At 71.0% G+C, this 23550-nt stretch carries 21 protein-coding genes and 1 tRNA gene; 12 read left to right on the top strand and 10 right to left on the bottom strand.

The window, feature by feature from the left end:
- The first annotated feature begins 86 nt into the window (after window positions 1–86).
- The 3 genes from cysS (at window position 87) to ACZ5U5_RS23125 (ending at window position 4352) form a co-directional block, all read left to right on the top strand.
- Window positions 87–1487 (top strand): cysteine--tRNA ligase, encoded by a 1401-nt coding sequence (gene cysS, locus ACZ5U5_RS23135; protein WP_469024695.1) that lies wholly within the window; start codon window positions 87–89, stop codon window positions 1485–1487.
- Between the two features lie 124 nt (window positions 1488–1611).
- Complete coding sequence (gene rlmB, locus ACZ5U5_RS23130; protein WP_469024692.1) at window positions 1612–2571, top strand: 23S rRNA (guanosine(2251)-2'-O)-methyltransferase RlmB; 960 nt, start codon at window positions 1612–1614, stop codon at window positions 2569–2571.
- Window positions 2572–2696: 125 nt separating this feature from the next.
- On the top strand, window positions 2697–4352 hold the full coding sequence (locus ACZ5U5_RS23125) for a DoxX family protein (protein ID WP_469024689.1): 1656 nt from the start codon (window positions 2697–2699) through the stop codon (window positions 4350–4352).
- A 91-nt stretch (window positions 4353–4443) separates the two neighbouring features.
- On the opposite strand, the gene ACZ5U5_RS23120 is transcribed toward ACZ5U5_RS23125, so the two are convergent.
- The 3 genes from ACZ5U5_RS23120 to ACZ5U5_RS23110 all read right to left on the bottom strand — a co-directional run bounded on the left by ACZ5U5_RS23120 (window position 4444) and on the right by ACZ5U5_RS23110 (window position 7000).
- Window positions 4444–5175 carry a nucleotidyltransferase family protein gene (locus ACZ5U5_RS23120; RefSeq protein WP_363213109.1) on the bottom strand — a complete coding sequence of 244 codons (732 nt, stop codon included), beginning with the start codon at window positions 5173–5175 and terminating at the stop codon, window positions 4444–4446.
- Between the two features lie 26 nt (window positions 5176–5201).
- The gene (locus ACZ5U5_RS23115; RefSeq protein ID WP_469024686.1) at window positions 5202–5663 is read right to left on the bottom strand and encodes a hypothetical protein; all 462 of its coding nucleotides are present in this window, start codon (window positions 5661–5663) and stop codon (window positions 5202–5204) included.
- 200 nt (window positions 5664–5863) lie between these two features.
- Window positions 5864–7000: an ABC transporter ATP-binding protein gene (locus ACZ5U5_RS23110; protein ID WP_469024685.1), complete on the bottom strand. Its 1137-nt coding sequence runs from the start codon at window positions 6998–7000 to the stop codon at window positions 5864–5866.
- Between the two features lie 202 nt (window positions 7001–7202).
- Here ACZ5U5_RS23110 and ACZ5U5_RS23105 point away from each other — a divergent pair.
- Window positions 7203–7276, top strand: a tRNA-Thr gene (locus tag ACZ5U5_RS23105).
- Between the two features lie 75 nt (window positions 7277–7351).
- Here the strand turns inward: ACZ5U5_RS23105 and ACZ5U5_RS23100 are convergent.
- A complete protein-coding gene (locus ACZ5U5_RS23100) occupies window positions 7352–10576 on the bottom strand; it encodes a Tat pathway signal protein (RefSeq protein ID WP_469024683.1) in 3225 nt (1074 codons plus the stop codon).
- An 81-nt stretch (window positions 10577–10657) separates the two neighbouring features.
- Window positions 10658–12052: an NAD(P)/FAD-dependent oxidoreductase gene (locus ACZ5U5_RS23095; protein ID WP_469024681.1), complete on the bottom strand. Its 1395-nt coding sequence runs from the start codon at window positions 12050–12052 to the stop codon at window positions 10658–10660.
- Window positions 12053–12178: 126 nt separating this feature from the next.
- Between ACZ5U5_RS23095 and ACZ5U5_RS23090 the strand changes: the two genes are divergently transcribed.
- From ACZ5U5_RS23090 to ACZ5U5_RS23080, 3 genes are all read left to right on the top strand, one after another.
- The gene (locus ACZ5U5_RS23090; protein WP_469024679.1) at window positions 12179–12937 is read left to right on the top strand and encodes a DsbA family protein; all 759 of its coding nucleotides are present in this window, start codon (window positions 12179–12181) and stop codon (window positions 12935–12937) included.
- A gap of 92 nt (window positions 12938–13029) precedes the next feature.
- A complete protein-coding gene (locus ACZ5U5_RS23085; protein WP_469024676.1) occupies window positions 13030–13917 on the top strand; it encodes an aminoglycoside phosphotransferase family protein in 888 nt (295 codons plus the stop codon).
- Window positions 13918–13957: 40 nt separating this feature from the next.
- Window positions 13958–14440 carry a GNAT family N-acetyltransferase gene (locus ACZ5U5_RS23080; protein ID WP_469024673.1) on the top strand — a complete coding sequence of 161 codons (483 nt, stop codon included), beginning with the start codon at window positions 13958–13960 and terminating at the stop codon, window positions 14438–14440.
- An 18-nt stretch (window positions 14441–14458) separates the two neighbouring features.
- On the opposite strand, the gene ACZ5U5_RS23075 is transcribed toward ACZ5U5_RS23080, so the two are convergent.
- Window positions 14459–15640, bottom strand: a complete 1182-nt coding sequence (locus ACZ5U5_RS23075; RefSeq protein ID WP_469024670.1) for an FAD-dependent oxidoreductase — start codon at window positions 15638–15640, stop codon at window positions 14459–14461.
- A gap of 112 nt (window positions 15641–15752) precedes the next feature.
- Here ACZ5U5_RS23075 and ACZ5U5_RS23070 point away from each other — a divergent pair, with 112 nt between their 5' ends.
- Window positions 15753–16448, top strand: coding sequence for a pentapeptide repeat-containing protein (locus ACZ5U5_RS23070; RefSeq protein WP_469024667.1), 696 nt, complete (start codon window positions 15753–15755; stop codon window positions 16446–16448).
- Between the two features lie 36 nt (window positions 16449–16484).
- Here the strand turns inward: ACZ5U5_RS23070 and ACZ5U5_RS23065 are convergent, their stop codons facing one another.
- The 3 genes from ACZ5U5_RS23065 to ACZ5U5_RS23055 form a co-directional block, all read right to left on the bottom strand.
- Complete coding sequence (locus ACZ5U5_RS23065) at window positions 16485–16982, bottom strand: hypothetical protein (RefSeq protein ID WP_469024664.1); 498 nt, start codon at window positions 16980–16982, stop codon at window positions 16485–16487.
- A 78-nt stretch (window positions 16983–17060) separates the two neighbouring features.
- Entirely contained in the window at window positions 17061–17696 is a 636-nt protein-coding gene (locus ACZ5U5_RS23060; protein ID WP_469024661.1) for a response regulator, read from the bottom strand.
- Entirely contained in the window at window positions 17696–19027 is a 1332-nt protein-coding gene (locus ACZ5U5_RS23055; protein ID WP_469024658.1) for a sensor histidine kinase, read from the bottom strand. The genes ACZ5U5_RS23060 and ACZ5U5_RS23055 overlap by 1 nt, the downstream gene beginning before the upstream one ends.
- A gap of 185 nt (window positions 19028–19212) precedes the next feature.
- Here ACZ5U5_RS23055 and ACZ5U5_RS23050 point away from each other — a divergent pair, with 185 nt between their 5' ends.
- The 4 genes from ACZ5U5_RS23050 to ACZ5U5_RS23035 are packed head-to-tail and all read left to right on the top strand — an operon-like array spanning window position 19213 to window position 23022.
- On the top strand, window positions 19213–19764 hold the full coding sequence (locus tag ACZ5U5_RS23050) for a GlcG/HbpS family heme-binding protein (protein ID WP_469024656.1): 552 nt from the start codon (window positions 19213–19215) through the stop codon (window positions 19762–19764).
- 44 nt (window positions 19765–19808) lie between these two features.
- Window positions 19809–20411, top strand: coding sequence for an ankyrin repeat domain-containing protein (locus tag ACZ5U5_RS23045; protein ID WP_469024653.1), 603 nt, complete (start codon window positions 19809–19811; stop codon window positions 20409–20411).
- Window positions 20408–21532, top strand: coding sequence for a YncE family protein (locus ACZ5U5_RS23040; RefSeq protein WP_469024650.1), 1125 nt, complete (start codon window positions 20408–20410; stop codon window positions 21530–21532). The genes ACZ5U5_RS23045 and ACZ5U5_RS23040 overlap by 4 nt, the downstream gene beginning before the upstream one ends.
- A 41-nt stretch (window positions 21533–21573) precedes the next feature.
- On the top strand, window positions 21574–23022 hold the full coding sequence (locus tag ACZ5U5_RS23035) for a M1 family metallopeptidase (RefSeq protein ID WP_469024647.1): 1449 nt from the start codon (window positions 21574–21576) through the stop codon (window positions 23020–23022).
- Between the two features lie 2 nt (window positions 23023–23024).
- Here the strand turns inward: ACZ5U5_RS23035 and ACZ5U5_RS23030 are convergent, their stop codons facing one another.
- Window positions 23025–23540, bottom strand: a complete 516-nt coding sequence (locus ACZ5U5_RS23030; RefSeq protein ID WP_469024645.1) for a GNAT family N-acetyltransferase — start codon at window positions 23538–23540, stop codon at window positions 23025–23027.
- Window positions 23541–23550 lie beyond the last annotated feature (10 nt).

Genomic DNA, 23550 nt, shown 5'->3' with positions numbered 1-23550 from the left:
CTCGCGGACCCGCGCATGTCACAGTTACGTGCCCTGTTGACCCGGGAGGTCGCAGGGCACTGTCCTTGGACCACTACCCTGGAGTGGTGACGATTCGCCTGTACGACACCAGCGCCCGGCAGATCCGAGACTTCAGCCCGCTCAACGACGGTTGTGTCTCGATCTACCTGTGCGGCGCGACGGTGCAGGCAGCCCCACACATCGGCCACATCCGGTCGGGACTCAACTTCGACATCATGCGCCGCTGGTTCGCCCACCGCGGATACGACGTCACCTTCATCCGGAACGTCACGGACATCGACGACAAGATCATCCGGAAGTCGGCCGAGCAGGGCCGCCCGTGGTGGTCGATCGGGTACGAGAACGAGCGCGCCTTCAACAGCGGCTACGACGTCCTGGGCTGCCTCCCGCCCACGTACGAGCCGCGCGCCACCGGACACATCACCGAGATGGTCGAGATGATGCGCGGCCTGATCGAGCGCGGCCACGCTTACGAGTCGGACGGCAACGTCTACTTCGACGTGAAGTCCTTCCCCGGCTATCTGGAGCTGTCCAACCAAGAGCTGGACAACCTCCTTCAGCCGTCGGGCGAGGGCGAGACCGGCAAGCGCGACCCGCGTGACTTCGCCATGTGGAAGACCGCCAAGGAAGGGGAGCCCAGCTGGGAGACCCCCTGGGGCCGCGGCCGTCCGGGCTGGCACCTGGAGTGCTCGGCCATGGCCCACAAATACCTCGGCCGTGAGTTCGACATCCACGGCGGCGGCATCGACCTGATCTTCCCGCACCACGAGAACGAAATCGCGCAGGCCAAGGCCTTCGGCGACGCGTTCGCGCGGTACTGGGTGCACAACGGCTGGGTCACCATGAGCGGCGAGAAGATGTCGAAGTCGCTCGGCAACTCGGTCCTCGTCTCCGAGATGGTCAAGAAGTGGCGCCCGATCGTCCTGCGCTACTACCTGGGCACCCCGCACTACCGCTCGATGATCGAGTACAGCGAGGAGGCCCTGCGCGAGGCCGAGTCCGCGTTCGCGCGGATCGAGGGCTTCGTGCAGCGCGTGGTGGAGAAGGCAGGAGGCGTCGTGGAGCCCGCCTCCGACGTGCCGCCGGCCTTCGCCGACGCCATGGACGACGACCTCGGTGTCCCGCAGGCCCTCGCGATCGTGCACACGACGGTCCGGCAGGGCAACTCCGCCCTGGCCGCCGACGACAAGGAAGCCGCGGTGGAACGGCTCGCCGAGGTGCGCGCCATGCTGGGCGTCCTCGGCCTCGACCCGCTCGACCCGCAGTGGGCCGGCGACGGCGACCGCGGCGACGACCTCCACGGGGCCGTCGACACCCTCGTCCGTCTCGTGCTCCAGCAGCGAGAGGCGGCGCGCGGCCGCAAGGACTGGGCCACCGCCGACGCCATCCGCGACCAGCTCAACCAGTCCGGCCTCGTCATCGAGGACAGCCCGGCCGGACCGCGGTGGACTCTCGGCCCGCGCTGAGCGTCTGACCTCGCGATGTGCCGCCCGGCGACCCGGGCGGCACACTTCATATACGTACGCAGTCACGCCGTGGGCAGCCATGCAGCAAGCAGGCAGCCGCACGCAACACAGAGACAGGTAGGTCATGGCCGCTAACAACCGCCGCATGTCCGGCAAGAAGGGCGCGCAGGTCGGCAGCGGCGGGAACCGGCGCCGCGGCCTTGAGGGCAAGGGCCCGACGCCGCCCGCCGAGGCGCGCAAGGGACACAAGAAGAACCGCATCGCCAACGCCGCGGCCAAGAAGGCAGGCGGCGGCCCCGGTGGCAGCCGCCGTCCCGCCTCCGTGAAGGGCCGCGGCAAGGGCACCTCCGAGATGGTCGTCGGCCGCAACTCGGTCGTCGAGGCGCTGCGCGAGGGCGTGCCCGCCTCGATGCTCTACGTCCAGCAGTTCATCGACAACGACGAGCGCGTCCGCGAGGCGCTGCAGATCGCCGGTGAACGCGGCGGCATCCACCTCATGGAGGCCCCGCGCCCCGAGCTGGACCGCATGACCAACGGGCTCAACCACCAGGGCCTCGTGCTCCAGGTGCCGCCCTACGAGTACGCGCACCCCGAGGAGCTCGCCGCCGCCGCGTACGACCAGGGCGAGGACCCGCTGATCGTCGCACTGGACGGCGTGACCGACCCGCGGAACCTGGGCGCCGTGGTGCGTTCGGCGTCCGCCTTCGGCGGGCATGGCGTCGTCGTCCCCGAGCGGCGTGCCGCCGGGATGACCGCGGGCGCCTGGAAGACGGCCGCGGGTGCCGCGGCGCGTACGCCCGTGGCGCGCGCCACGAACCTGACCCGCGTCCTTGAGTCGTACAAGAAGGCCGGGCTCGCGATCGTCGGGCTCGCGGCGGACGGCGAGCACGAGGTCGGCGACCTGGAGGCACTCTCCGGTCCCGTCGTCATCGTCATCGGCAGCGAGGGCAAGGGCCTCTCCCGCCTCGTCGGCGAGACCTGCGACTACCGCGTACGGATCCCGATGCCGGGCGGCACGGAGTCCCTGAACGCCGGTGTCGCGGCCGGAGTCGTGCTCTACGAGGCGTCCCGGCGCCGCAGCTAGACCTCACCCAGGACGTCGGCCGGCCCGGATTCAGCGGGCCGGCGGGCGTCCGATGTAGATCTTGACGCGGTCCGGACATTTCCGCACGGTCAAGGCAGTGTCCTAAACACACATCACTCGGTTAGATGAGTGTGGACACCAGAACGCCCCGCAATCCCACGGGGGGAAGCTCGTCAGGGTTCGACGAAGCTCCCGCGCTGAGCATGGTGAAGGTGCCGAGCGACCCGGCCCAGGTCATCGTGAACCACGCGAGCTTCCGCGTGCAGCTCCCCACCGCGCAGCGGACCCAATCCCCGCGTATCGCACGGCACTTGAGCAATGCCGACGACACCCTGCGTATCCCCGCGGCAGGCTCCGCCGCACGGCGCCGCTCGCCCGTTGTCTGGAGCGGGAAGTCCGAGCCGGGCGACCCCGGAGCCACCGGACTGCTGCAGGCGGTGCGCGGCACCGGCCTGCGCCATTCGGCCGAAGCAGGCGGCTCCTCCTACGACGACGGAGGTGCCACGCAGGTCATCCCCCGCATCGACGTCGAGGACGACCTCGAGACCACGCAGGCCACGCCTGCCGTCATCGGCCCCCGCCACCCCGACCCCGGAACCCGGCTCATCCCGCGCATGCCCATGCCGGAGAGCGACCTCGACGAACAACTCCCCTACAGGGACGACGAGTTCGACGACGGCTTCGACGACGAGGACGAGGACGGGCGTCAGGTCGCCCGGCGGCACGGAGCCGACCCCGTCCGGCACGCCTACTACCCCGGCCGCCGCATGAACCTCGGCGTCGTGCTGCTCCCGCTGCGCGTCTTCCTCGGATTCATCTCCATCTACGCCGGCATGGGCAAGCTCTGCGACCCCGTGTACTTCGACGGCGGCGACCGCGGCTCCATGGTCAAGTGGCTCAACTCGCTGCACCCCTGGGCGCTCGCCGAGCCGCTGCGTGACTTCGCCCTCTCGCACCCCGTGGGCGCGGGGCTCTGCATCGCCTTCCTGCAGATCATCGTCGGCGTGCTCACGGTGCTCGGGCTCTGGCAGCGGGTCGCGGCCGGCGTCGGCGTACTCCTGTCCGCCGCGCTCATCGTCACCGTCAGCTGGAAGACCGTCCCCGCCTACGACGCGCCGGACATCATCTATCTGGCCGCCTGGTCGCCGCTGATCATCGCGGGCGCCCCCGTCTACTCCGTCGACGGACGCCTGGCGGGCGAGGCCTGGCGGACGCTCGGGCCGCGCGTGCACATCTGGGATCTGCGGCGCCGGGTGCTGCGGCGCGGCGCGCTCGTCGGTGCGCTCGTCGTCGGCCTCACCCTGCTGATCGGTTCGATGCTCGGCGGCGCGGTGCGCGACGCCGACCGCGTGACCGTGCCGGGACCCGGCGAGGCCCCGCGCAACGAACTCCCGGGCTCACCGCTCCCGGAGGAGCCCGGAAAGCAGCGGCAGCGCGGCCAGGGGCAGTCGCAGAGCCCCACGGCCACCGGCTCCGGTGCGCCGACGCGGGGCAGTTCCGCGAGCCCCACCCAGGGCGCCACGGCGACCCCGCCGGGTGCGGCGGCGCGCGAGACCGCGGGCGCGGCCGCCGGCCAGGGGCAGCCCAGCCAGACGCAGGGCACCACCGGTCAGGCACCGCCACAGCAGTCCTCGCCGCAGCAGCCTCCCTCGTCCGCGACCGCCGGACCCACGTCCAGCGGCGGCGGCAGCGGTGGCGCGGCGCCCGAGAGCGGCACGAGCGGCGGCAGCACGGGCGGCGGCGGCAACGACCGCCTCGTGGGCGGCCTGCTCGGCGGCTGACCTGCCCTTCCGGATACGCCGACGGGGCCCCGCACAGACACTGTGCGGGGCCCCGGTTCGCGTACGGGTCACGAATATCGTCGAGAGGCTCTCAACCGCTCTGTGCCGCCAGCTCCTTGGCCGCCTCGGTGAGGTCCTTCGCGGTGTCGATCGCCCGCCAGTACGCGCCCTGCGGCAGCGGGAAGCCCGCCAGGCTCTTCTCACGGGCCAGGCGCGGGAACGTGGTGCGCTCGTGGTCACCGCGGTCCGGCAGGAGCGCGGTGAACGAGGCGGAGAAGACGTACACGCCCGCGTTGATCAGGTACGGGGACGGCGGGGACTCGATGAAGTCCGTGATGTGGCCGAACGCGTCGGTCTCGACGGCGCCCCACGGGATGCGGGGGCGGGCCAGGGCGAGCGTCGCGGTGGCGTCGCGCTCGGCGTGGAAGGCCGCCATGTCGCGCAGCGAGAAGCGGGTCCAGATGTCGCCGTTCGTCGCGTACCAGGGGCGGTCCGCGTGCGGGAGGTGGCGGGCGGCGTACTTCAGGCCGCCGCCGCGGCCCAGCGGTTCGTTCTCGACGACCGTGGTGACGTTCAGGGGGAGGTCCGCCGACTCCAGCCACTCCTGGAGCACTTCGGCGAGATGGCCGCAGGAGACCACGGCGTCCGTCACGCCCTCGGCCGCCAGCCAGGAAAGCTGATGGCCGATGATCGGGGTCCCCGTGCCGGGGATCTCGACCATCGGCTTGGGCCGGTCGTCGGTGTACGGACGGAGGCGCGAGCCCTGGCCTCCGGCCAGGACGACGGCCTGCGTGGGTCTGTGAGCGTGAGGGTCGCCGGTCATGCCGGAAACCCTACGTGCCGGCCCGGTCAGCCGTTCTGATGGGCGCCGGCGACGCCCGTCGCGAAGGACGTGTCGCAGACCGGACGGGCATACGACTGCGCGCGTGTCGGGCCGTACGCCCGGACGGCCGCGCGGCCGAGGGCACGGGCGATGGAGACACAGTGCCTGGCGAGCGACGGGTGGCGGTTCACCTCCTGCTGGAGGTGCGTGAGCGCGACGCCCGGGTTCTTCTCCTGGAGCTCCAAGAGCAGCTTGTCGCGCAGGATGTCCTGCGGGGCGCGGGACTTGGCCGGCTTCGAAAGATTGTCGGCGGATGCGGTGAGCATCGAATCCGAGGAGTTCCCGGACCAGTTGACGCTGGTGACCGCGAGGGTCCCGGAGAGCACCAGCATCACGGGCAGGACGAGAGCGAGCGTGCGGCCGATGCGTCGGGCGGGGCCTCGGTGGGCTCGGCGCGGCTTCTGGGTGTAGTTGGCGGAGTGCGTCACGCGAGTGAGCGTAGCGCTCGGTGATGATTTGGCGACATTACGTCACTCGGTCGAGCGACGGAGAATGAGGTTTTTTTGGAGCGGTGTTGACGGGCCCGGGGCGAAATGACCGGTCTGCCGGGGTATTTGTCGACAACGTGGGCGCACGCGAAGGGCCCCGCACCGAGGTGCGGGGCCCTTCGTCCGTCGATGTCCGCAGGTCAGTCGGTGAGGCGCTCGCCCGTCGACGTCGAGAACACGTGGATCTCACCCGGACGCGGGACGACGTGCAGCTGCGTGCCCTTCTCCGGGACCCTGCGGCCGTTCACGCGGACCACGAGGTCCTTGTGCTCGCCGCCGACCTCCGCGGAGCCGTAGACGTAACCGTCGGCGCCGAGCTCCTCGACGACGTTCACGGAGACGGCCAGGCCCGCCGGGGCGTCCTCGGTCTCCTTCGAGAGGGACTTCGCCGTGGAGCCGTCCTGCTCGACGATGTCGAAGTGCTCCGGGCGGACGCCGACCGTCACCGTGCGGTCGCCCCTGTCGGCCGCGGCGGACAGCGCCTCGCGGTTCACCGGCACGACGGAGTTGCCGAACTTCACGCCGCCGTCGGTGATCGGGACCTCGACGAGGTTCATGGCGGGGGAGCCGATGAAGCCGGCGACGAAGAGGTTGGCCGGGCGGTCGTACATGTTGCGGGGACTGTCCACCTGCTGGAGGAGCCCGTCCTTCAGCACGGCCACGCGGTCGCCCATGGTCATGGCCTCGACCTGGTCGTGCGTGACGTACACGGTGGTGATGCCGAGACGGCGCTGGAGGGACGCGATCTGCGTACGAGTGCTCACACGGAGCTTGGCGTCGAGGTTCGACAGCGGCTCGTCCATGAGGAAGACCTGCGGCTCACGCACGATGGCGCGACCCATGGCGACACGCTGACGCTGACCACCGGAGAGCGCCTTCGGCTTACGGGCCAGGTAGTCCGTGAGGTCGAGGATCTTCGCCGCGTCCTCGACCTTCTGGCGGATCTCGGCCTTGTTGACGCCCGCGATCTTCAGGGCGAAGCCCATGTTGTCGGCGACCGTCATGTGCGGGTAGAGCGCGTAGTTCTGGAACACCATGGCGATGTCCCGGTCCTTGGGCGGCAGGTGCGTGACGTCGCGGTCACCGATGCGGATGGCTCCGGCGTTCACGTCCTCCAGGCCCGCGAGCATGCGCAGGGAGGTGGACTTTCCGCAGCCGGAGGGACCGACGAGGACGAGGAACTCGCCGTCCGCGACGTCGAGCTGAAGCTGGTCGACGGCGGGCTTGTCGCCACCCGGGTAGATGCGGGTCGCCTTGTCGAACGAAACAGTGGCCATGGTGAGGGCCCCCTTCACCGGCAGGAACGTGCCGGACGATCCGTTGTAAAGAGAGGAGTGGTGTAGTCCACCTGAGTGAACTGCTCGGACGGTACCCCGGGGGGCACGGATCTGTCAGTAGTCCTGCACCCGCGACCTTCGAGGAAATTTTCGACGGGGGCACATGCGACGTTGGTTACACTGCTCGGGCACGCCGCAGCACGCCTCCTTAGCTCAGATGGCCAGAGCAACGCACTTGTAATGCGTAGGTCGTCGGTTCGAATCCGACAGGGGGCTCCGACACAGCGAAGGCCCAGGTCACCGGATTGGTGGCCTGGGCCTTCGCTGTGGTTGTGGGGGTGGTGTTCCTGGCTAGGGGGCGATGGTCGCCGTTGCCTTGCTCGTGGACGTTCCGTCGCGGTGGGCGGTGCGGTGTGCCGTGACCTTGACCGTGACCTTCTTGCCGCGCTGGGCGGACTTCAAGGTCAGCGAGGACTTGCTCGCGCCGGTGATCTTCGTTCCGTTTGCGTACCACTGGTAGGAGTACGACCCCGGGGCGGGCGACCAGGTGCCCTTCGCGGCCTTGAGGGTCTTGCCGACCTTGGCGGTGCCGCTGACCGTCGGCTTCTTCGTCGCCTTGGGCGCGGCGCCCAGGGCGACCGTGACCGTCGAGGACGTCGCGGTGGCGTCCTCGTGGCCCGCCTTGTGGGCGGTGACCGTCACGGAAAGCTTCTTGTTCAGCTGTGCCGCCGGGATTTTGTACGTCGATGCCGTGGCGCCCGCGATCGCCGTGCCGTTCGCCTTCCACTGGTAGGTGTACGACGAGGGCGCTGCCGCCCAGCTACCGGTGTCGGTGGTGAGCTTGGAGCCGACGGCCGCCGTTCCCGTTACCTTGGGAGCGGTGGTGTTGCGGGGCTGCGGCTCGGTCACGGTGAAGGTGCCGCGCTGGTGTTCCCCGCCCGCGATGACGCTGACGTTCCAGGTGCCCGCGGGGACGTCCGTCAGGTCGAGCGTCGCCTTCAGCGTCCGGTAATCCGCGGAGACCGACGTCGTCTTCGCGGTGAGGGTCCTGCCCGCCTGCGTCAGCCGGACCGTCGCGTCGGGGCTGATGGCGGTGCCCGTCACGGTGACCGTGGGCTTGGTGCCGCCGGGGGCCTCGGCCGGGGTGACGCCGGTGATGGTGGTCGTCTCGTCGCCGCAGCGGCTGAACCGGCACTTCAGGGTGGCGCTGTAGGACGTGGCCGAGGCCTTCTCCGGGAGGCCGAGGATGAGCACGGAGGGCTTCTTCGGGTCCGTGGGCGAGTCGTTCACCCCGCAGGTGTAGTCACCCGGGACCATCCCGGCGCAGCCGTTCTGCCAGGAGCTGTTGTAGAGGGCGGGGACCGCTTCGTCGGTCGCTCCCGTGGTGTCGGAGATCTCGACGTCGAAGTGGTCGTTGCGGGCCGTGGGCAGGGATGCGCACGTGGCCGTGTGCGTTTCGTCGAGGGCGCCGGTGACCGGGCCGTAGCCGAAGGCGACCGAAGGGACCTTGGTGCACTCGGCGACGGGACCGTCGGCGGTGGCGATGCGCAGTGCGTCGAGGCGGTACTTAGGTGCTGCCGCGCGGTTCGCCGGAGTCTGGACGAGGACCTGGTGGGTGGTGCTGCCGGTGGCGGCGCAGGCTCGTGCGCGCTGGCCGCACTCGCTCTTGCCGGCGCCGTCGATGACGTACATGTCGGCGGTGCCAAGGGCGTCCCGCACGTTGACGTGCACGACGTCGGTGGCGGCGGACGTGGTGACCTGGTGGCAGCGGAGAGCGCCGGGGGTGCCGGACGTGCCCTGCACGGAGGGGCCGCCGACCTTGGCGGCCGCCGTCTTCGTGCAGCCTGCCGATGAAGCCGTCGACGTCACGTCGCGCCTCGTCAGGGTGTAGTCGGCGGCCTGGTCGCGGCCGGTGACCAGGACTGTGTGGGCCTTGCCCGCTGTCAGGGAGCAGAGCGTCCAGCCGTTGGTGGTGGCGGTTCGGTCGCAGACGCGCTTGCCGGTGGAGTCGAGCACGGAGAACTTGGCAGGTACGTCACCGGAGGTGGCGGCGAGTTGCAGTGCCTCGGCCGAGGTGTGGTCGTCCGCCGGGATGGTCAGGCAGTGCGCGAAGACGCCGTCCCCGGTGGAGAAGGCGGCCTTGGCCCCGTCGGCGGCGAAGCTGCCCGCGGGCAGGACGGGGCAGTCTTCAGCCGCATCCGTGCGGTGCACGGCGACCGAGTACGGGCCGGTGCGGGGGCTGCCGGCGGCGTGCACGAGGGCGCGGTACGGCGCGGTGCCGGTGAGCGCGCAGTCGCCCGCGGCGAGCTGGTCCGCGCCGCACTGTTCGGTGCCTTCGCTGTCCAGAACCTCCACCGCTGCGTCGACCCCGGAGCTGCTGAGCGGGGTGAGGGCCGCGATCCGGGAGTCCTTGGGCGCGGGGAGGTTCAGGCAGTCGTACTGCCCTGCCGTGCTGAACGAGCCCTTGTGGGTGCCCATTTCGCTCTTCAGGCAGCCATCGGCGGAGGCCCGGTCGAGGACGATCAGTCCGCGCGGGGTGTCGTGGAAGGGGGACGAGCCGTCGAGGTAGGCGGTGTAGGTGCCCGCGGAGGGCAGTCGGCAGGGCTGCTCATTGGTGCGGCAGACGGTTGTGCCGGAGCGGTCGTGCACGCGGACCGGGGCGGTCTCCCCGTCCTTGTCGACGGAGTCGAAGCGGTACTTGCCCGCCTTCTCGGCGGTGACCGCGAAGCAGGGAGTCTTGGTCAAGTCCTGCGCGGTAAGCGGGCCGTAGGGGCGGACCGGGGCGGACGGGCAGCCCTGCGGGTCGTTCAGGCGGCGTGCCGTGACCGCGAACTCGGCCGGGAAGCCGCCCTCCACGCGCGTGACGCGGGACAGAGCACGGTAGGGGCCCTTGCCGGGCAGGACGCAGCTGTTCTCGCCGTCCTCGGGGAAGCGCGGGCAGATCCGGGCGCCGGTGGCGTCGGTGATCCAGGCGATGGACTCGCCATAGACCTTCGTGCCGCGGGTGAGCCGGATGCGGTCGCCCGGCTCGGCGTCGAGGGGCAGGCAGTCGATCTGGGCGGGGCTGACCGACGTACGTGTGGGCGTCGACTGGTCCCAGTTGGTGCCGGCCTTCGGGGCGCAGCCGCGGTCGCTGCCGAGCGAGACGACGGTGACCGCGACGTCGGCTTCCTCCCAGCCGTCGTTGACGACCTTCAGCGTGTAGGTGCCCGCGGCGGAGAGGTCGCACCAGCCGTCGGTGCGGTACTCGGTGTCATAGCAGTCGACTTCGGTGTCGCCGCTGTAGACGTCGGTGTGCGCCTCGTTGCTGGAGTCGTCGAACGAGACGAGGTGAAGGCCGGCCTCGGCGGTGGTGAAGGTGAAGCAGGTCGTCGCGTCGGGGGCGACGGTCGTTTTCCCGAGCGCGGCACCCGGATCGCCGAACGGGGCGAGAGCCAGCGGTGCGCAGTCCGGCTCGGCGGCGTGGGCTGCCGTCGCGGGCAGTGCGGTGGGTACGAGCAGGGCCAGCAGTGCGGCGAGAGCGAGAAAGAGCGCGGCAGAAGCCGCGGGTCTCGCAGAAGGACGTGGTTCAGGCATCGAGCCCCCCCAGGCTGAGTGAATGATCGAGTGATCGTGGCACACGGTTGTGGCACCCGGTGCTGGAGGGGCTGCTGATGTTTAGTGGCGTCCGGACGCCCTGTCTGCCCATTGGGCCAGGCGGGACGATGTTGCGGTTGGGGTTGTGAGTTCGTTTTGGTCTGCTTTGCGGTATGTCGCGTACATGCCCTGGACGCCCAGCCAGCGGAACGGTTCCGGTTCCCATTTGCGGACCTTGTGGTTGACCCAGGGGAGGGTGGTGAGGTCCGTGGGGCCTGCTTGGCCCGAGTCCTGTTGGACCAGGTCGCGCAGGGTGCGGGCCGCGAGGTTGGCGGTGGCCACGCCCGAGCCGACGTAGCCGCCCGCCCAGCCGAGGCCCGTGGCGCGGTCCAGGGTGACCGTGGCGCACCAGTCGCGGGGGACGCCGAGGACGCCGGACCAGGCGTGGGCGATCTCGACTCCGGCCAGTTGGGGGAAGAAGCGGGTCAGGATGTCGCGCAGGGCCTCGATCGTGGCCGGTTGCGTGCGGCCGTCGCTGTCCGTTTTCGAGCCGTAGCGGTACGGGACGCCTCGGCCGCCCAGTGCGATGCGACCGTCGGCCGTGCGTTGCGCGTACATGTACGCGTGCGTCATGTCGCCCAGCGTTTCGCGGCCTTCCCAGCCGATCGACTCCCATTGGGCAAGCGACAGGGGTTCTGTCGCGATCATTGAGGAGTTCATGGGGAGCCATGTGCGGCGTTGGCCCTTCAGGGACGCCGTGAAGCCCTCCGTGCAGCGCAGGATGTACGGGGCGCGGACCGTGCCGTACGGGGTGATCGCGTGCTTCGGCTTGATCTCCGTGACGGGCGTTGATTCGTGGATCGTGACGCCCAGGGACTCGACCGCCGCCGCCAGGCCCTTCACCAGTTTCACCGGGTGCAGGCGTGCGCCGTGCGGGGTCCAGGTGGAGCCGACGGCGCCCGCGACGCGGATCCGGTCGGCCGTCTCCCGGGCGCCGTGCAGGGTGCGTTCCTTCTCGCCGTACGCGAGTTCCGTGGCGTGGAATTCCTTCAGGCGCGCCAACTGGGCGGGTGTGTAGGCGACTTCCAGTACGCCGCCGTGGTGGATGTCGGCGTCGATCCCTTCCGTCTTCGCCGTCTCGATCACCTCGGTGACCGTTTCGTTCATCGCCTCCTGGAGGCGGACCGCTGCCTCTTTGCCGTGCAGGCGGGCGTAGCGGTCGCGGCCCGCGATGCCGTTGTAGAGCCAGCCGCCGTTGCGGCCGGAGGCTCCGTAGCCGCAGAACTTCTGTTCCAGGACGGTGATGCGGAGGAAGGGGGCGGCCTTCTTCAGGTAGTACGCGGTCCACAGGCCCGTGTAGCCGCCGCCGACTATGCAGACGTCGGCACTCTCGTCGCCCGGCAGGGGTTCGCGGGGGGCCGGGGTGCCGTGGTCCGCGTACCAGTACGAGATGCCGCCGTTGATCGTGCTGCTCATGTGCGGGACGTTACTGCGCTGGTGGGGGCTTTGGGGAGGGGTCTTGGGGGTGGGGGTTCCGATACGTTGATCCGGCGCGTGGCGATGTCGAAGCGGCGCGTGCCGAGATCCAGGAGGACTGTCCAGATGGCCGTACGCAAGGCCGGGCGCATCGTCGCCGCGGTGGCTGCCACCGCACTCGTCGCCGGGGGCGCAGCCGCCTGCGGGCCCGAGGACCTCACGGGCGGGGGCGGGAGCGACGACAAGGGGACGTCGGCGTCGGAGTCCGCGTCCGGCGGCGGCCCTGCGGCGAAGCAGCCGCCGGCCGGCACGGACGCGCTGGCCAAGACGCCCGCGTCGGTGAAGGGTGGCGTGATCACGGTCGGCGACCCGAAGGCCGGGCACACGGTCAAGCTGTACGAGGACGCGCGCTGCCCGATCTGCAAGAAGTTCGAGGAGACGGGTGCGCAGGCTCTGGTGAAGCCGGTGGCCGAGGGCAAGGTGAAGGTCGAGTACACGCTCGCGTCGTTCCTCGACAAGAACCTCGGCGGCAGTGGTTCGGTGAACGCGGCGAACGCGTTGCGGGCCTCGGTGGACGCGGGCAAGTTCCCGCAGTTCCACGCCGCGGTCTTCGCCAACCAGCCGGAGCGCGAGACCGACGACGCCTTCACGCCGGCCTTCCTGTTGAAGATCGCCGACACCGTGGACGGGCTGCGGGGCGCCGAGTTCGACAAGGCGGTGAAGAAGGTGACGTACAAGGGCTGGGTCGGTGAGGCCATGCAGGCCTTCACCGACGACGGCATGCAGGGCACGCCGACCGTCGTCATCGACGGCAAGAAGGCGGACAGCAACTCGCTGTTCGACCAGGACGCGTTCGCGAAGGAGCTCAAGGCCTCGGGGATCTGATCGGGCTCTTCCCCCTATGCGTGGTCCCCGTGCGTGATCCCCGCGCGTAATCCCCGTGCGGTGATTCACGCACGCCCGGTAGCGTCGCCGGTGTGATCGACTTTCGCATTCCGGACGAGCTGATCGAGTCGCAGTACGCGTACGCGGGGGAGCCGGGCCGTGCCTTCATCGCGGCGCTGCCCGCGCGCGTGGCGGAGTTCGTCGAGCGGTGGGACCTGCGGGTCGACGGGCCCTCGATGCACGGCATGGCGGCGCTCGTACTGCCCGTGGTGCGGCGCGACGGCACCCCCGCGGCGGTCAAGTTCCAGCTTCTGGACGAGGAGACCGAGGGGGAGCCGGTCGGGCTGCGGGTGTGGGACGGCGACGGGGCGGTGCGGTTGCTCGACCACGACGAGGGCACCGGCACGATGCTGCTCGAACGCCTCGACTCCGGGCGGATGTTGTCGACGGTGGAGGACACGCACAAGGCGGTTCTCGTCATCGCCGAGCTGCTCGCGCGGCTCACGTCCGTGCCCGCGCCCGCGGGCATGCGGCGGCTCGCGGACATCGCGGCGGAGATGCTCGACGATCTGCCGGATGCCCTGAACGCGATCCCCGACCCGGCCGAGCGCGCGCTCGTGGAGCGGTGCGGGGGCGCGATGCGTGAGGTCATGGGGGAGCCGGGGGAGCAGCTCCTGCACTGGGACCTGCACTTCGAGAACGTTCTGGCGGCCGAGCGTGAGCCGTGGCTCGCCATCGACCCGAAGCCGCTGGCCGGGGACCCGGGCTTCGATCTGTGGCCCGCGCTCAACAACCGCTTCGACGCGGACGACGTGCTGTGGCGTTTCGACGCGATGAGCGAGGTGCTCGGTCTCGACCGCGGGCGGGCCCGTGCGTGGACGCTGGGGCGGGTGCTGCAGAACGCCCTGTGGGAGATCGAGGACGGGCGGTCACCGGACGAGGAGGATCTGGAGGTCGCGCGGCGGCTCCTGGGCCGGTGACGACCTGCTGTGCGGCGCAGGATCGTCGTACTCTGCCGCCATGATTCGTACCGCCACGCCTGCCGACGTCCCTGTCATCCACGCCATGGTCCGCGACCTCGCCGCGTACGAGAAGGCGCTCGACGAGGCCAGGGCCACCGAGGAGCAGCTGCGTGAGGCGCTCTTCGGGGAGCGGCCCGCCGCGTTCGCGCACATCGCCGAGGACGACGCCACGGGGGCGGTCGTCGGGTTCTCGCTGTGGTTCCTGAACTTTTCCACGTGGCGTGGGGTGCACGGGATCTACCTGGAGGATTTGTACGTACGGCCGGAGGCGCGCGGCGGCGGGCACGGCAAGGCGCTGCTGACCGAGCTCGCGCGGATCTGTGTGGAGCGTGGCTATGAGCGGCTCGAATGGTCCGTGCTCGACTGGAACGAGCCGTCGATCAACTTCTACAAGTCGCTGGGCGCGCTGCCGCAGGACGAGTGGACCGTGTACCGGCTGACCGACGGGGCGTTGGCGGGGCTGGGGTCCGCCGCGAAGTGACGGGGCTGCTCCCGTAGATCAGGCGGACTCGAGGTCGAGCCTTGTCGAGGTGAGGGCGAGTGTCACTGCCTCCAGCGCGCTGTTGAAGGAGACCTCGGAGAGCAGACCGGGCGCCGCGACCTGGTCTCCGGCCAGGTAGACGCCGTTGCCGCGGTCGATCGCCGGGCGGTTGCGCCAGGTGGTGCCGGGCAGGTCGACCGCGCCGGTGCGGCCGTTGGACACGGCGTCGCGGCGCCAGACCAGGCGGTCGCGCCAGCCGGGGAAGCCGAGGTCGAGCAGGCGGTCGGCGCGGGCGGTGCCGTCCGCCTTGGACTCCTCGGGGGAGAGCGGGAACTGGCCCTGGACGAGCTCCTGCCCCGCGGGGGCGAGGCTGCGGTCCTGGGTGGTGAACCGTTCGATCCAGCCGGTCCCGTCCAGGTCGGAGATCGCGAACGGGTCGCCCCTGCGGGAGGTGAGGGCCAGGTCGACGAGGGTCGTACGGGCGCTGTCCCAGCGCAGGCCGTCGTCCTGGAGCAGTTGGCGGGCCGCGGGCAGTGAGGTGGCGACGACGACCGGTCCCTTGGCGGAGAGCGGGGCGAGGGAGTCGACGCGGGACAGCGTCTCCACCCGTACGCCCAGGTTCCAGGCGAGGGTCGCCATGCGGTCGATGACCGAGCCCCAGCCGCCGCTCGGGTAGTGGGCCTCCGGGGGCAGCTTCGTGGCGCGGCGCAGGCGCTCGTGCACGAACCTGGCGGAGAGGGAGCCGGGGTCGTGGTGGAACGTGGCCACGGCGATGTAGTGAGCGGCGGCGCGTGCGCCGTCCTCGCCCACCTCGCCGGTGGCCCACGTCATGAAGTCCTGGTCGACGGGCGCCTGTTCGGCCTTGCGGCGCAGGAGCTTCAGCATGGCGAGGGGTGGGGTGCGGCGGAGCCTGCCCTGGTGGTGGAGGCGGAGCCGGGTGCCCTCGATGGGCGGGATGGGGGCGAGGGGGCCGATGAGGTCGCGCTGCTTGAGCCAGGTCCAGTGGGGGCCGCCGTTGTAGAGGGCGTGCGGGCCTTCGTTCGTGCGGTACGGGCCTTCGGCGGTGCGGGCCCGGCCGCCGAGGGTGTGGTGGGACTCGTGGAGGGTCACGCGGGCGCCGGATTCCGCGGCGGTGATGGCCGCGGTGAGGCCGGCGAAGCCGCCGCCGATGATGCTGAGGGTCTTGCGGTGGGTGGGCATGTGGCTGGGCTCCTGCCGTGGTCGGTGCGTTCACTGGGTACGACGGACGGGGGTGCCCGGGATGTGACATGGGGGTGCGGGGGTTGTCAGTGGGTGGGTGCACGATGGGCGCATGGGACTGAGGGATGGGCAGCGGGATGCGGCAGGGGTGAAGAAGGCTCGGCGGCCGGAGGTGCGGTTGCCCGCGCTGCGGGGGTTCGTGGAGCTGGGGCTCGGCGGGGGTGAGCTGCAGCCCGACGGGGATTACGACGGGGTCGAGTTCCGGGACCTGGATCTCGCGGGGCAGGACGGTGGGGGAGCGCTGTTCCTGGACTGCGCGGTGACGGGCTGCGGGGTGACGGAGACGCGGCTCAGCCGGGCGCGGTTCGTGGACTCGGTGCTGACGGAGCTGCGCGGGGTCGGCACGGAGCTGGTGGAGGCGTCGCTGCGGGACGTGGAGGTGGTGGACGCGCGGCTGGGGGGTGTGCAGCTGCACGGGGGTGTGCTGGAGCGGGTGGTCGTGCGGGGCGGCAAGATCGACTATCTGAATTTGCGGAAGGCCCGGCTGAAGGACGTCGTTTTCGAGGGGTGCGTGCTGGTGGAGCCGGACTTCGGGCAGGCGGTGCTCGAACGGGTGGAGTTCGTGGGCTGCGTGCTGAAGGGGGCGGATTTCAGCGGGGTCCGGATGAAGGACGTCGACCTGCGGGAAGCGGCCGAGGTGGACATCCTGCGGGGGATCGACTGCTTGGCGGGGTCGGTGATCAGTACGGCCCAACTGATGGACTTGGCCCCGGCGTTCGCCGCGCAGGTCGGCGTACGGGTGGATTAGCGTGCCTGCGCCTCCCGGGGGGAGGGGAGGATGCGCCTACGCCCGGGGGAAACGGGACTGGAGCGTCCAGATCGCCGGGTTGTCCGCCAGCGACTCGTGCAGGTCCGTCAGGTCGGCGAGGAGGTCCTGGAGGAAGTCCCGGGCCTCGCGGCGCAGCTCGGAGTGGGAGAACGTGAGAGGGGGTTCCTCTGCCTGCATCCAGTCCGCCTCGATGTCCACCCAGCCGAAGCGGCGGGTGAACAGCATGCGGTCCGTCGACTCCGTGAAGTCGAGCTCGGCGTACTGGGGGCGGGACGCCCGGCTTCCCAGGGGGTCCTGGTCCAGGAGCTCGACGATGTCGCACAGCGCCCACGCGAAATCGAGCACCGGAACCCATCCCCAGGCTGTGGACAGCTCCCGGTCCGCCTTCGTGTCCGCGAGATACACGTCACCGCAGAACAGGTCGTGCCGCAGCGCGTGGACGTCCGCGCGGCGGTAGTCGAACTGCGGGGGGTCGGGAAAGCGGTGGGAGAGGGCGTAGCCGATGTCGAGCACGTGGTCGATGGTGTCACGGGCCGGAGGCCACGGATCGCCGCTGCTCCTTGGCCGGGGCCGTGGACGGCCTGCCTCTCCTCACGGCAGCAGGCGTTGCTCCTTTGCCACCGATACCGCTCCCGCCCTCGTGTCCACGCCCAGCTTGTCGTAGATCCGGCCCAGGTGTGTCTTCACCGTGGCCTCGCTGATGAACAGCGCGCGGGCGATGTCGCGGTTGCCGAGGCCCTGGGAGAGCTGGGCGAGGATGTCCAGCTCGCGGTCGGTGAGAGTGGGCAGCGGCTTGCGCATGCGGGCCATCACGCGGGACGCGACCGGCGGGGAGAGCGTGGTGCGGCCCTGCGCCGCGGCGTGGATCGCGGCGAAGAGCTCCTCGGGGCGCTCGGCCTTCAGGAGGTAGCCCGTCGCCCCCGCCTCGATGGCACGGGTGATGTCCGCGTCCGTGTCGTACGTCGTCAGGACCAGGACGTGGGGTGCGGGGGCGGCGACGGACGTGATGCGGCGTGTCGCCTCCACGCCGTCCATACCCTCGCCGAGCTGCAGATCCATCAGGACCACGTCCGGCGCCAGCTTCGCGGCGAGCGCGATCGCCTCCTCGCCGGTGCCCGCCTCGCCGACCACCTCGATGTCCGGCGCGCTGCCCAGCAGGGCCAGCAGTCCGGCGCGTACGACGATGTGGTCGTCGCAGACCAGGAGGCGTACCGAAGGCTGTGACATCAGGTGGTCCTTTGGGGGGAGAGGGGGATCGCGACCGAGAGGACCGTGCCCTCGCCCGGCGCGGACTCGATCGTCAGGGTGCCGCCGAGCTGCTGTGCGCGGGCGCGGATCGCGGGCAGCCCGTGCCCCCGACGGTCGGAGGCGGGCGGCTGTTCCGTGGGTGTGAAGCCACGCCCGTCGTCCGCGATGTCGAGCACCACCTGATCGTCCAGGTGTGTGAGCGTCAGCGCCGCGGTGGACGCGTCGGCGTGCTCCGTCACGTTGGCGAGCGCGCCCTGCGCGATGCGCAGGAGCGCCGACTGGGTGCGGTCGGGCAGCGGCGCGGGCGTCCCCTCGGCGTGGAAGCGGACCGTGAGGCCCGCGTCCTGCGCGGTGCGCTCGGCCAGCGTCCGCAGTGCCGCGTCGAGGCCGCCGCCGTCGGCGAGGTCGGCGGGCGCCAGGTCGTGCACGAAGCGGCGAGCCTCCGTGAGGCCCAGTTCGGTGATCGACTCGGCGGTACGGACATGGGCGCGGGCCTTGTCCGGGTCGGTGTCCCAGACGCGGTCGGCGGCCTGGAGCAGCATCTGCTGGCTGGACAACCCCTGCGCGAGGGTGTCGTGGATCTCCATGGAGATGCGCTGGCGCTCGGCGAGGGTGCCCTCGCGGCGCTCGATGGCGGCCAGCTCGCGCCGGGTGCGGATCAGGTCGTCGATGAGGGTGCGCTGCCGGGCCGCCTGACGCTGCATGTAGAGGAAGACCGCGGTCGCGACCGCGGCCCAGGCGGGCGGAGCGAGCAGCAGGTTCGGGTCGAAGTGGCCCGCGAGCTGCAACTGCGCGACGACCACGAAGGCGGTCAGGACGGCCACCAGGAACAGCGCGGCGCGCGGCGGCAGCGTCCGCAGCCCGGTGTAGAAGAGCGGCACCGCGCACCAGGCGAAGCTCGGCGCGAGTATGACGATGACGACCCAGACGGTGACGACGAGGATCAACCAGGTGAGGCGGCGCGGCGCGGTGGGGCGGGCGCCGATGGCGGGACCCAGTACGTAGAGCAGGGCGAGGGAGACCGAGAGTGCGATGATCCACGGCGTACGCGGTTCGCCGGGGTGCCGCATCAGGAAGCGGGTCAGGGACGAGCCGAGGAGCACGAAGAACGCCGTGTGCATGACGGCTGCGAGCCAGCGTGCGTCGGGGTCCGCGGAACCCCTGCCCGCGGGGGCGACTTCGGCCTGCTCCACGGCTTCGCTCCTTCCGACACGCGGCTCACGATGCGCGGCTCGTGACGCGCGGCGCACGATGAGCGGCTCATGACGCGCGGCTCGCGCCTCGCTGCTGAACTGCGCAAACAACCTCATTGTGGCCCGTCGGGATCACCAGGGGGTCAACCGATCGGCTGACCCTCGTGTCGGCCGAGTCGCAGGCAGGTAGCAGCCGGTACGTCGAGGGGTGGGCCCCGGATGCGGCCGGAGGATTGATCGCAGAGGGAACGACCTCCCCCGATCCCCGCCTCCGCGCCCCACCTTCACCTGAGGAGCACCCCATGCAGAAGCTCTCCCGCCGCACCCGCGTCCTGACCATCGCCGCGACCGCCGCCGTTCTCGCCGGCACCTTCGGGGCCGTCTCCGCCAGCGCCGAGTCCCCGGCCGCCGCCCCCAAGGCCGCCGTCGCCGTCGCCGCTGACAAGAACCTCACGCAGTCGACGCACCTGAACGTCGCCGCGGCGACCAAGGCCGCCCAGGCCACCCTCGACGCCGCGAAGAAGGAGAACCAGCGCGTCTCCGTCGCCGTCGTCGACCGCAACGGCAACACCATCGTCGAGCTGCGCGGTGACGGCGCAGGACCGCAGTCCCCCGAGTCCGCCGTGAAGAAGGCGTACACCGCGGTCTCCTGGAACGCGCCCACCTCCGAGCTGACCAAGCGCCTGGAGCAGGCCCCGAACCTGAAGGACATCCCCGGCACCCTGTTCCTCGCGGGCGGCGCCCCGGTGACCGCCAAGAACGCGCCCATCGCGGGCATCGGTGTCGCGGGCGCCCCGAGCGGCGACCTGGACGAGAAGTTCGCCAAGGCGGGCGTCGCGGCGCTCGGCCGCTGATGCTGAGGGTGTTCCCGGTCCGTACGACGACGAGGAGGACGCACATGGCAAGGACCGCGCAGGACCAGCGGCTGCTCGACGCCGCACGGGCCGGGAACGCCGACGAAGTGAGAACCGCCCTCGACGCGGGAGCCCGCGTCGAGGCCCGTGACCCCGAGCTGCGCACCCCCCTGCTGCTCGCCGTCATAGGCGACCGCGTCGAGGCCGCACGGGTCCTGGTGGCCGCCGGCGCCGACGTCGACGCCCAGGACCGCCGCGCCGACAGCCCCTGGCTGGCCACCGGCGTGACCGGCAGCGTCGCCATGCTGCGCGTCCTGCTTCCCGCGGGGCCCGACCTGAAGCTCCGTAACCGGTTCGGCGGGATCTCCGTGATCCCGGCGGCGGAACGCGGCCACGTCGCGTACGTACGGGAGGTCCTGCGCGTCACCGACATCGACGTCGACCACGTCAACGACCTCGGCTGGACCGCCCTGCTGGAGGCCGTGATCCTCGGCGACGGCGGTCGCGCGCACCAGGAGATCGTGGAGCTGCTGCTCGCCGCGGGCGCGACGCCAGGACTCGCCGACCGGGACGGCGTCACCCCTCTCGGGCACGCGGAGCGCCGCGGTTTCGCCGAGATCGCCGCGCTGCTGGGGGGCGCCGCGTGAAGGCGCGGCCCTTCGCCACCGGTGCGTCGGTCCTGCTGGCGGCCGCCGTTCTCGCGGGCTGCGGCACCGGCGGGGATGACGCCGCGGCGTCCGGCGCCGAGCCCACCCGCGCGAAGGCCACCGCCACCATTCCCGCGGACCGGCGCACCCCCGAAGGCACCCTCCTGGTGGCCGACTTCGGCTCGGACACCGTCACGTTCGTGGACCCCGAGCGCGGGCCCGTCGAGTCCGTGAAGGTCGGCACCGCGCCGTACGGGATCGCCGTGGGGGAGGACGGCCGCGCCTGGGTCGCCACCGCGGACGGCGTGGCCCTCGTGGACACCGACACGCGCGAACGCGTCGACCGCATCCCGTACGAGACCGACAGCGGCCCCGCGACGACCGGCGAGTACCGCGGCGGCGGCATGGGCATCGCGCTCTCGCCGGACGGCGAGCACGCCTACGTGGGCGTCAATGTCCCGGACGGGAAGGGAACCCTGGAGGTCATCGACACCGGGAAGCGCGAGGTCACGGACACCGTTCCGGTGGGCCGCCGGCCCTTCGACGTGGATGTTTCGAAGGACGGCAAGGAGGTCTACGCGACCAACCACGACACCTTCGACGTGACGGTCGTCCGTGCGGACTCCCTCGAACCGCGTCGCATCGAAGTCGCCCCCTACGGCACGGAAGGCGGCCTCGGCTCCTGGCTGAAGCCGCACTACGCCGCCGTACGGCCGTCGGACGGCAAGCTTCTGCTGCCCTTCGAGGGCGAGAAGCTCGTCGTGCTCGACCCGCGCACCGGCGAGTCCGACATCGAGAAGATGACGGCCAACACGCATCAGCACGGCGCGCTGATCACCCCGGACGGCACGCTCTTCGCGGTCGGCACGGGCCCCATCGACCCCTCGTCGGACGAGGGGCCTTCGCTGACCATGCGTATGAAGGACGGCGAGGAGAGGGTCTTCCCGCTGGACGGCCCGCACGAGGACGTCGCGGTCTCCGAGGACGGCGACACCGCCTACGTCACCGGTGGCTTCACCCGCGACGGCTTCTGGAACGGCATCACCGTCATCGACCTGAGGAGCGGCGAAACCCACCGACTCCCGGCAGGGGAACGCCCGCTGGGCATCGTGGTCCTCTAGGGCGCCGACGCGGCGGGCGTGCGCGATGCACGACCGAACATATGCCGCATAAGATCACAGGCGTGCACCCACGATCCACGGCACTGCGCGGCACGTCCGCCGCCGCCCTCACCGCTCTCGTCCTCACCGCGTGCAGCGGCTCCGGAGTGCACGGCACGCCCGGGGCCGACGGCGTGCGTGACCCGTACTTCCCCAGGCTCGGCAACGGCGGTTACGACGTCGCGCACTACGACCTGACCCTCGGCTACGACCCCGACGCGCGCCACCTCTCCGGCACCGCCGAGGTCACGGCGCGCGCGACGCAGGACCTCAGCGCCTTCAACCTGGACCTCAAGGGCCTGGAGGTGAAGGGCGTGACCGTCGAGGGGAAGGACGCCTCCTTCCACCGCGACGGGCAGGAGCTGACGATCCGCCCGCCGGACGACCTCGACGAGGGCGAGACGTTCCGCACGGTCGTCCGCTACTCCGGCAACCCGGAGACCATCACCGACCCGGACGACTCCGAGGAGGGCTGGCTGCGGACGGAGGAGGGCGCCATCGCGCTGGGTGAGCCGACCGGCTCCATGGCGTGGTTCCCGTCGAACAACCACCCGTCGGACAAGGCCTCGTACGACATACGCGTCACCGTGCCCAAGGGCCTGAAGGCCATCTCCAACGGCGAGTTGACCCGCGAGTCGACCAGGAACGGCCGCACCACCTTCGCCTGGCACAGCGCCGAGCCGATGGCGAGCTATCTCGCGACGGTGGCGATCGGGCCGTACGAGGTGAAGAAGTCGACGACGGAGTCCGGCATACCGGTGCTCACGGCGGTGGAACCCGCCGAGGCCAAGGCCAGTGCCAAGGCGCTCGCCCGGATTCCCGAGATCCTGGAGTGGCAGGAGCTGAACTTCGGCCCCTACCCCTTCTCGTCGACCGGCGCGATTGTCGGCAGCGAGGGGGACGCGGGCTACGCCCTGGAGACGCAGACCCGCCCCACCTACCCGGGCGCCCCCGACACCCAGCTCATCGTCCATGAGCTGGCTCACCAGTGGTTCGGGAACTCCGTGACGCCCAAGTCCTGGCGGGACATGTGGCTCAACGAAGGCTTCGCGACGTACGCCGAGTGGCTCTGGCAGGAGGACAACGACGGCGACAGCGCGCAGGAGATCTTCGACCAGATCTACGCGGGCGACTACTACGAGGCCAAGGAGGACAACGACGCCATCTGGGCCTTCCCGCCCGCGAAGCCGCCGTCCGCCGCGACCATTTCGGACAGCCCGGTCTATGAGCGGGGCGGCATGGTCGTCCACAAGATCCGCCGGGCGGTGGGCGACGCCACCTTCTACGACATCGTGCAGGGCTGGACGAAGACCCACCGCCACGGCAACGCGGACACCGAGGACTTCACGCGGTACGTGGAGCAGCACGCGGGCAGCGAGGCGGCGCGCAAGAAGGTGCGCGCCATCTGGGGCCCGTGGCTGTACGGGGACGGGAAGCCGGCGCGCCCGTAGACCTACGGAAGCGGCTTGCGGAGTACCGCGCAGGGGCGGTCCGCCTGAAGATCGCGGCGGTGATCGATGACCTCGTAACCGAGTGCCTTCCAGAAGGCGAGCCCGGTGGCGTTCCCGTCGAGCACCGCGAGCCGCACCCCGTCGCGCCCGTCAGCCCGGAACCTCTCCTCGATCTTGCGCTCGAACTCCCCTCCATACCCCTTGCGTTGCTCCCCCGCGTCGACCATGAGCAGCCCGATCCACGGGTCCGGGTCGGCGGGGTCGGGATGGCGGTCCAGCGTGATGCCGATCCCGACGACCCGCCCCTCGGACCGCGCGAGAAGCACCTCGGCTCCCGGCACGGCCAACTCGTCCGCGAGCGCGGCGGCGACCTGCTCCGAGCGGATGTCGTGGGGGTCGGGGAAGTCCCCGGAGAGGGCGTGGAAGGCGTGGTTCGACGCGTACAGGGCGGTGAGCTCGGTGAGCAGCTCGCCGGGGAGCGCGCCGTCCCGCGCGGGCGTGAGCGGTTCGAGGATCATGCGGCGCACG

Source organism: Streptomyces sp. NPDC033177 (assembly GCF_055577715.1).
This window is presented reverse-complemented; position numbering and strand designations above follow the sequence as displayed.